Source organism: Sphingopyxis yananensis, from assembly GCF_020687785.1.
In the GTDB taxonomy this organism is placed as follows: Bacteria; Pseudomonadota; Alphaproteobacteria; order Sphingomonadales; family Sphingomonadaceae; genus Sphingopyxis; species Sphingopyxis yananensis.
Window position 1 is genome coordinate 1 of record NZ_JAJEWI010000011.1, and the last position, 6,367, is coordinate 6,367.

General features: G+C 54.8%; 4 protein-coding genes. 3 read left to right on the forward strand and 1 reads right to left on the reverse strand.

What is annotated here, in order from left to right; all coding sequences use genetic code 11:
• Positions 1–579: 579 nt before the first annotated feature.
• The gene (locus tag LKO31_RS14405) at positions 580–1,269 is read right to left on the reverse strand and encodes a Crp/Fnr family transcriptional regulator (protein ID WP_227691271.1); all 690 of its coding nucleotides are present in this window, start codon (positions 1,267–1,269) and stop codon (positions 580–582) included.
• Between the two features lie 98 nt (positions 1,270–1,367).
• On the opposite strand from LKO31_RS14405, the gene LKO31_RS14410 reads away from it, so the two are divergent.
• The 3 genes from LKO31_RS14410 (at position 1,368) to LKO31_RS14420 (ending at position 6,175) form a co-directional block, all read left to right on the forward strand.
• A complete protein-coding gene (locus tag LKO31_RS14410) occupies positions 1,368–3,101 on the forward strand; it encodes an N-acyl-D-amino-acid deacylase family protein (RefSeq protein WP_227691272.1) in 1,734 nt (577 codons plus the stop codon).
• 272 nt (positions 3,102–3,373) lie between these two features.
• The gene (locus LKO31_RS14415) at positions 3,374–3,805 is read left to right on the forward strand and encodes a hypothetical protein (protein WP_227691273.1); all 432 of its coding nucleotides are present in this window, start codon (positions 3,374–3,376) and stop codon (positions 3,803–3,805) included.
• A gap of 243 nt (positions 3,806–4,048) precedes the next feature.
• Positions 4,049–6,175: a catalase gene (locus tag LKO31_RS14420; RefSeq protein ID WP_407699291.1), complete on the forward strand. Its 2,127-nt coding sequence runs from the start codon at positions 4,049–4,051 to the stop codon at positions 6,173–6,175.
• Positions 6,176–6,367 lie beyond the last annotated feature (192 nt).

Sequence of the window (6,367 nt, forward strand, 5' to 3'; positions counted from 1 at the left end):
CGTGTAAGACATGTAGGTCAGGCTTGGCTTTTTAACCTGATTTGCTTGCACCTTAAAGCTGCAAGAACCAGGGCCGCCGCCCACATGTCCCTTCATCGACAATCACAATTTCAAAGATCACACCAGACAAAGAACCGGACAGCCTTCCATCCCTCGAAATTCTCATTCGAGAAACCATGCTATCCGTCTATGTTGGCGACCAAACAGTGCAGCGTTTCCGCCGCGACCCGTCCGGTAAAAACGCCTCTAAGCGGATCAGTCCGAACCGTCAACCAATGTTTGTGAAAAACTTGTCATATTCCACTGTCATACGGTAAAATCACACCTACCCATTCCCCCTGTAGCCCGCAGTTTTCCAAAGCTATTTTGCTTTTTCTCCCCTTATTTCTTTGGGTGATAAATTCATGTCGCGGTGGTCGATTTTTCGGTGCCCTTCAAAGCTAAATCTATGAAATTGGCCGAATCATCATCCGAATCGCGCCCCATTTCTGGAGAATCGCCCCACAGATTCGCCGAGCGCGACCAGATTCGTCATCAGGGCACAGCAAAATAAGCTATCATCGCATCATCATCGGCGGCTTATCCCCGCGCCAATCGCATCAACTGGTCCATGTCGAGGATTTCGATCTTACCGTAATGGGCCAGAAGCAGCCCATCGCCTTGCATCCGCCCAAGGAGGATGTTGATCCGTTGACGGGATAGACCCATGAGCTGGGCCAGCTCGCTTTGGTTCAGCACGACATAGGCACTATTGTCGCCCATCACACGATTGGCCAAAAAGCCCGCCATTCGTTGACGGCTGCTCTTCCCCCGCATACGAACATATTCCCGCACACCGTGCCGCTGGTGCATAGCCGCCAGCAACGCCAAGTCCCGCCACCACAAAGGGTCGCTGTCCAACAGCAAGCGCATGTCCGCCGCATTGATTGTCAGCAATATTGACGGTTCGGATATCATCGCTTCATGGGGTCGCCCTTGGCCATCGATCGTCGACAATTCCCCAAACCATTGCCCCGGCCTGATAAGGTTGGAGAGTGTTTCCATTCCCGGTTGCGGATAGCTGATCAAGCGCACTTGCCCCTTGAGCAAGGCGTGCAAGCCATTGGGCGGGTCCCCCAGCCGATACAGCCGTGTGCCCGCCGCCATGGAACGGGCGGTCGCATGGGATAACAGAAAATTCTGCCGTTCTAGCTTGAGCAGCGAGAACCAAGGGTCCGCCCTGATGGTGTCGGAAACCAAGGCCCGCACAGAAGAAGGAAGCGCCCGCATCCGCCGGAGTTCAAATTATATGTCACCAATTGTCAACTAGGTGACAGTTCCGCGCCCATAACTTGCTTAGGCTGGGGATATTGGAAGAGGAGATGGACGTGACTCAAAAATTTGACACGATCATAAAGAATGGCCTGATCTATGATGGCTTGGGGTCTGCCCCTTATGTCGCCGATATCGGCATAGCGGCGGGCCAAATTGCGGGCATTGGGCAGTTGAATGACGATGGGGCCGAGCGTTTCGACGCCTCCGGCTTGATGGTCACCCCCGGTTTTGTGGATATTCACACCCATTATGACGGCCAAGCCACATGGGAACATCGCATGGCCCCGTCGTCCGGCCATGGCGTAACCACCGTGTTAACCGGCAATTGCGGTGTCGGCTTTGCTCCGTGCAAGCCCCATGAACGCGACAATTTGGTCAAGATCATGGAAGGGGTTGAGGATATACCAGAGGTTGTGATGACCGAGGGCCTGCCTTGGTCGTGGGAGACTTTTTCAGAATATCTTGATGTGCTGGGCAGCCGATCTTTTGATTTGGATATCGCCACCCAAGTCCCGCATTCTGCCATTCGTATCTATGTGATGGGCGACCGCGCTGTCACTTATGACCCGCCCAATGCGCAAGACCTATCCGCCATGCGCGACATCACCGCCGAGGCGATTCGCGCTGGGGCCTTTGGTGTATCGACATCGCGCAACATCATGCACCGCACCGTGGCGGGGGAGTTGGCGCCCAGCCTCTTTTCCGAAACCGACGAATTGCTGGCGCTGGCGTCCGGTTTGCGTGACGCGGGGGCCGGTGTGTTCCAAATGATTCCCGCCATTACCGCCCCAGCCGACGAAGAATTTGGCCTGATGCGGAAAATCGCTACACAGGCCCAGCGGCCTTTGTCCTTTTCCCTGTTGCAAATCCCCACCGATGAAGTGGGCGAGTGGCGGAACTTCCTGAATCATTTGGATGAGGCAAAGAAAGACGGCCTGCCTATCAAGGCACAGGTCGCCCCCCGCCCCGTCGGGATGCTATATGGCCTCGACCTCAGCTTCCATCCCTTTGCGTTGCACCCCAGCTTCCAACCCCTAAGGCACAAGAGCTTGGCCGAAAAAGTGGCGGCGATGAAGGATCCTGCCCTGCGGGCGCAATTATTGGCGGAACAAGCGGAAAGCACCAACCCGATCACGCTAAAAATCGTCGAAAATTGTAAGTTCGGCTATATGCTGGGCGACCCACCCAATTACGAACCGGCTCTAGAGGACCGGATCGATCAACGCGCCGCTGCTGCGGGGTTGAGTGTCGAAGAATATGCCTATGATCTGTTGCTGGAAAATGATGGCAAGGCGATCATCTATAATCCGGGGGCCAATTATAGAGATCAAAATTTGGATGCCGTGCACGAAATGCTGCGCCACCAACAAACGCTGGTCGCTTTGGCCGATGGCGGAGCCCATTATGGCATGATTTGCGATGGCAGCTTTCCGACCTATTTCCTGATCCGTTGGGGACGCGACGCCGCAGCGCATGAAAAAATCCCCATGCCCGATGTGATCGCTGCCTTAACCAGCCAGCCAGCCGATGCCGTGGGCCTGATCGATCGTGGCCGAATCAGCCTTGGTAGCAAGGCCGATCTGAACATCATCGATCTATCGTCCCTATATTTGCGCGCGCCAGAAATGCGGCAAGACCTGCCAGCAGGCGGCAAACGACTGGTGCAATTGGCGGACGGATATCGTGCCGTCTTTGTATCGGGCGTGAAAACCTATGATGACGGCGTGGCGACAGGTGCGCTGCCAGGGAAATTGGTTCGCAATACAGCGGCCCAATTGGCGCATTAATAGCGCTGATTCAACGGATGCTCGGCCCTATGGTGCGGATGGCCTCGCACAATAGGGCCGAGCAATTCACTAGACTGATGCGCCCATGTACATGTTACGCGCCGCAGGCTGAGCAGAATCTTACACGACCCACGTCCTTTTTGTCCATTCCGTACAATAAAAGACAAAGTCTGGCTGCTAAACTCCGCAATGCCAAAGGCTGGAATCCATTGCAACCAACAGCCATGGCAACAGGAGGATGACGGATGCCTAACTATAAAGCCATATTCGGCATGGTCATGATGCTCATTCTGGCAGGCTGCTCCTCTGGGGGGCAGCAAGGCGATCATCAAGGTCAAAAAACAGATAAGTTAGCGGAAAATTCAAACGGTTCAGCCAATCTGCCCGCACCCACCCATGTGCTGACTGGACGAAGTTTGACGATAAACATGCCCTATCGGCGCGCAGATAAAATGACATGGGTGGCTGGAAATCATCTTGGTGAAACCGGCCCGTTCCGCTTTAAAACGTCAACCGTAGAAGCGGACGCAGGCGGCCCTGGTATTGACATTTATCGTGTTGTCTATGAAGCCAGCGGTCCCGGTGACGCCGCCCTTCGATTTGCGTTGGTGCCTGCAGGTAAAACATTAATTGGACCGAAAAAAACCGTATTCGACGGCACGCCCGCCAGCGAATATGTCGCGACTGTCAGCGTAAAAGAATAAGGGTCACATATCTTCCGGCGCGGCGGCGCCATGCATGATGCCATTCATATCTTCTTCGTAAAATGAGCATCTGAGCGCCGCCAGCCAGCCTGATTTATCCTGAAACCATACCAAGCAGCGGCCTGCCATTGATCGATGGCCTATCTCGCTTTGTCATTCGGCGCCCCAAAAGCCCTCATCGGACCTATTCGCATCACGGCGCGTTACCATCTTACCCCCATCCATTGGCAGAGGTAGATGGCTATGACGAGCAACAGCAAAGCAGCGAAAAAATCCCGCGCAAAATCCACTTCCCCATCAATCGGTCAAGGCGGAGAGACTCAGCAGCACCCCACCGATGCATCCGACCCAACCGCTATTCTGACAGACAATCATGGGCACCCCATTTCGGACAATCAAAATAGCCTGCGTAGCGGAACACGCGGGCCGACGTTGATCGAAGACTTTATTCTGCGTGAGAAAATCTTTCACTTCGACCATGAACGCATTCCTGAACGTATCGTCCATGCGCGCGGGTCCGGCGCGCATGGCGTATTCGAATGCACCAAGGCCATCCCCGCCCTCACCAAAGCCTCTATATTTCAAAAGGTCGGCGACACTTGTCCGGTGTTTGCGCGCTTTTCAACGGTGGCGGGCGGCGCAGGATCTGTGGACACACCACGTGACGTGCGGGGTTTTGCAGTCAAATTCTATACCCAAACCGGTAATTGGGACTTGGTCGGCAACAATATCCCCGTTTTTTTCATTCAAGACGCGATGAAATTCCCCGATCTGGTCCATAGCGTGAAGATGGAGTCCGACCGCGGCTATCCCCAAGCTGCATCGGCCCATGACACCTTTTGGGATTTCGTCAGCCTGATGCCCGAAACCATGCATATGATCATGTGGGCCATGTCTGATCGCGGTATTCCGCGCAGTTTACGCATGATCGAAGGGTTTGGCGTGCACACATTCCGTTTCGTCAATGATGCGGGCGACGGCCAATATGTAAAATTCCACTGGAAACCCGTGCTGGGCATCCAAAGCACCACATGGGACGAAGCGGTAAAAATCGCAGGTGCAGACCCAGACTTCCACCGCCGCGACCTGTTCGAAGCCATTGACAGCGGCGATTTCCCTGCTTGGGATTTGGGCGTTCAAATTTTCGACGAAGTTTGGGCCGCGAAACAAGCTTATGATGTGCTCGACGCCACAAAGCTGATTCCCGAAAATGAAATCCCCGTCGACATCATCGGACGCATGACTCTGAATCGCAACGTCGACAATTTCTTTGCGGAAACCGAACAAGCGGCCTTTCTGCCCAGCAATATCATTCCGGGCATAGACTTTACCAACGACCCCTTACTCCAAGGGCGGCTGTTTTCTTATCTCGACACCCAGAAATCCCGCTTGGGTACCACCAACTTCCACCAAATCCCCATCAACGCGCCCCAATGTCCGTTCCAGAATTTCCAACGCGACGGCATGATGCAAACCCATCTGCCCAAAGGCCGCGCCAATTATGAACCCAACAGCCTGTCCGATGTGGGCGAAGATGGCGGCCCCCGCGCCTGCCCGGAACATGGCTTCACCAGCTTTCGCGCCAATGACGAACGCAATGACCCCAGCCAGAAACTCCGCGTTCGATCAGAACTTTTCGCCGACCATTACAGCCAAGCGCGCCTCTTCTACCGTTCGCAAACCGCGAATGAGCAGGCGCATATCGCCTCAGCCATCGTCTTTGAACTCAGCAAGGTCAGCTTGGAACATGTCCGGTCCCGCATCCTATCCCGCCTGCGCAACATTGATGAACAATTAGCAGAGCGCATCGCCGACGGCCTAGCGATGGACCTGCCCGAAAAAGCACCCGCCGCGCGCGATCCTATCGACATGGAAATCACCGACGCTCTGTCGATTCAAAAACAAGCATCTCCAAAGTCAGCATCGGACCAGCTACTCGGCCGCAAAGTCGGCATCCTCTTTTCGGACGGCTCCGACAAGGAAAGCATCGACCGCATCAAATCCGCCGTCGAATCGGCGGGAGGCACAGCTTTTCTGGTCGCACCGAAAATCGGCAAGATCAAAGTGAAGGGCGGAACCCTTCAGGCCGATGGTCAATTGGCTGGCTCACCATCCGTCATCTTCGATGCCATCGCCTCCATCCTCATGCCTGATGCCGTGGAGAAACTGTTGAAGGACAGCGCGGCAGTCCAATGGTTTGCCGATGCCTATGCGCATTGTAAAACCATTGCCTATTGCGAAGGGACCAAAAAACTATTGGCCAAGGCCAATGTCGAATATGACTCTGGCGTCGTGGCGATCGCTGATTTCCCCCGCTGCGGTATCGCCCGTTACTGGGACCGCGAACCGAAGGTCCGCGATCTAGCATAGAAGTATGGCTCTTTTACCGCGCGGCTCGGACTGTCGCGCGGTATAGTCTTGCGCTTTGGTTGTGCGATACATGGTAAGCGAGTTCTGCAGGCCGCGCTTATGCTGCTTGACGTGTAGTTTTCAGCTCGGGTTTCCAGTTCCACGGCATGAGTTCGTCCCAGCGGGAAGCGGGCCAGTTTCCAGCGATTTTTT

Excerpts from the sequence above, each read along its gene's own strand:
- LKO31_RS14420 (WP_407699291.1), top strand. The coding sequence starts at position 4,049 with ATGACGAGCAACAGCAAAGCAGCGAAAAAATCCCGCGCAAAATCCACT.
- LKO31_RS14405 (WP_227691271.1), bottom strand. The coding sequence starts at position 1,269 with ATGCGGGCGCTTCCTTCTTCTGTGCGGGCCTTGGTTTCCGACACCATC.
- LKO31_RS14415 (WP_227691273.1), top strand. The coding sequence starts at position 3,374 with ATGGTCATGATGCTCATTCTGGCAGGCTGCTCCTCTGGGGGGCAGCAA.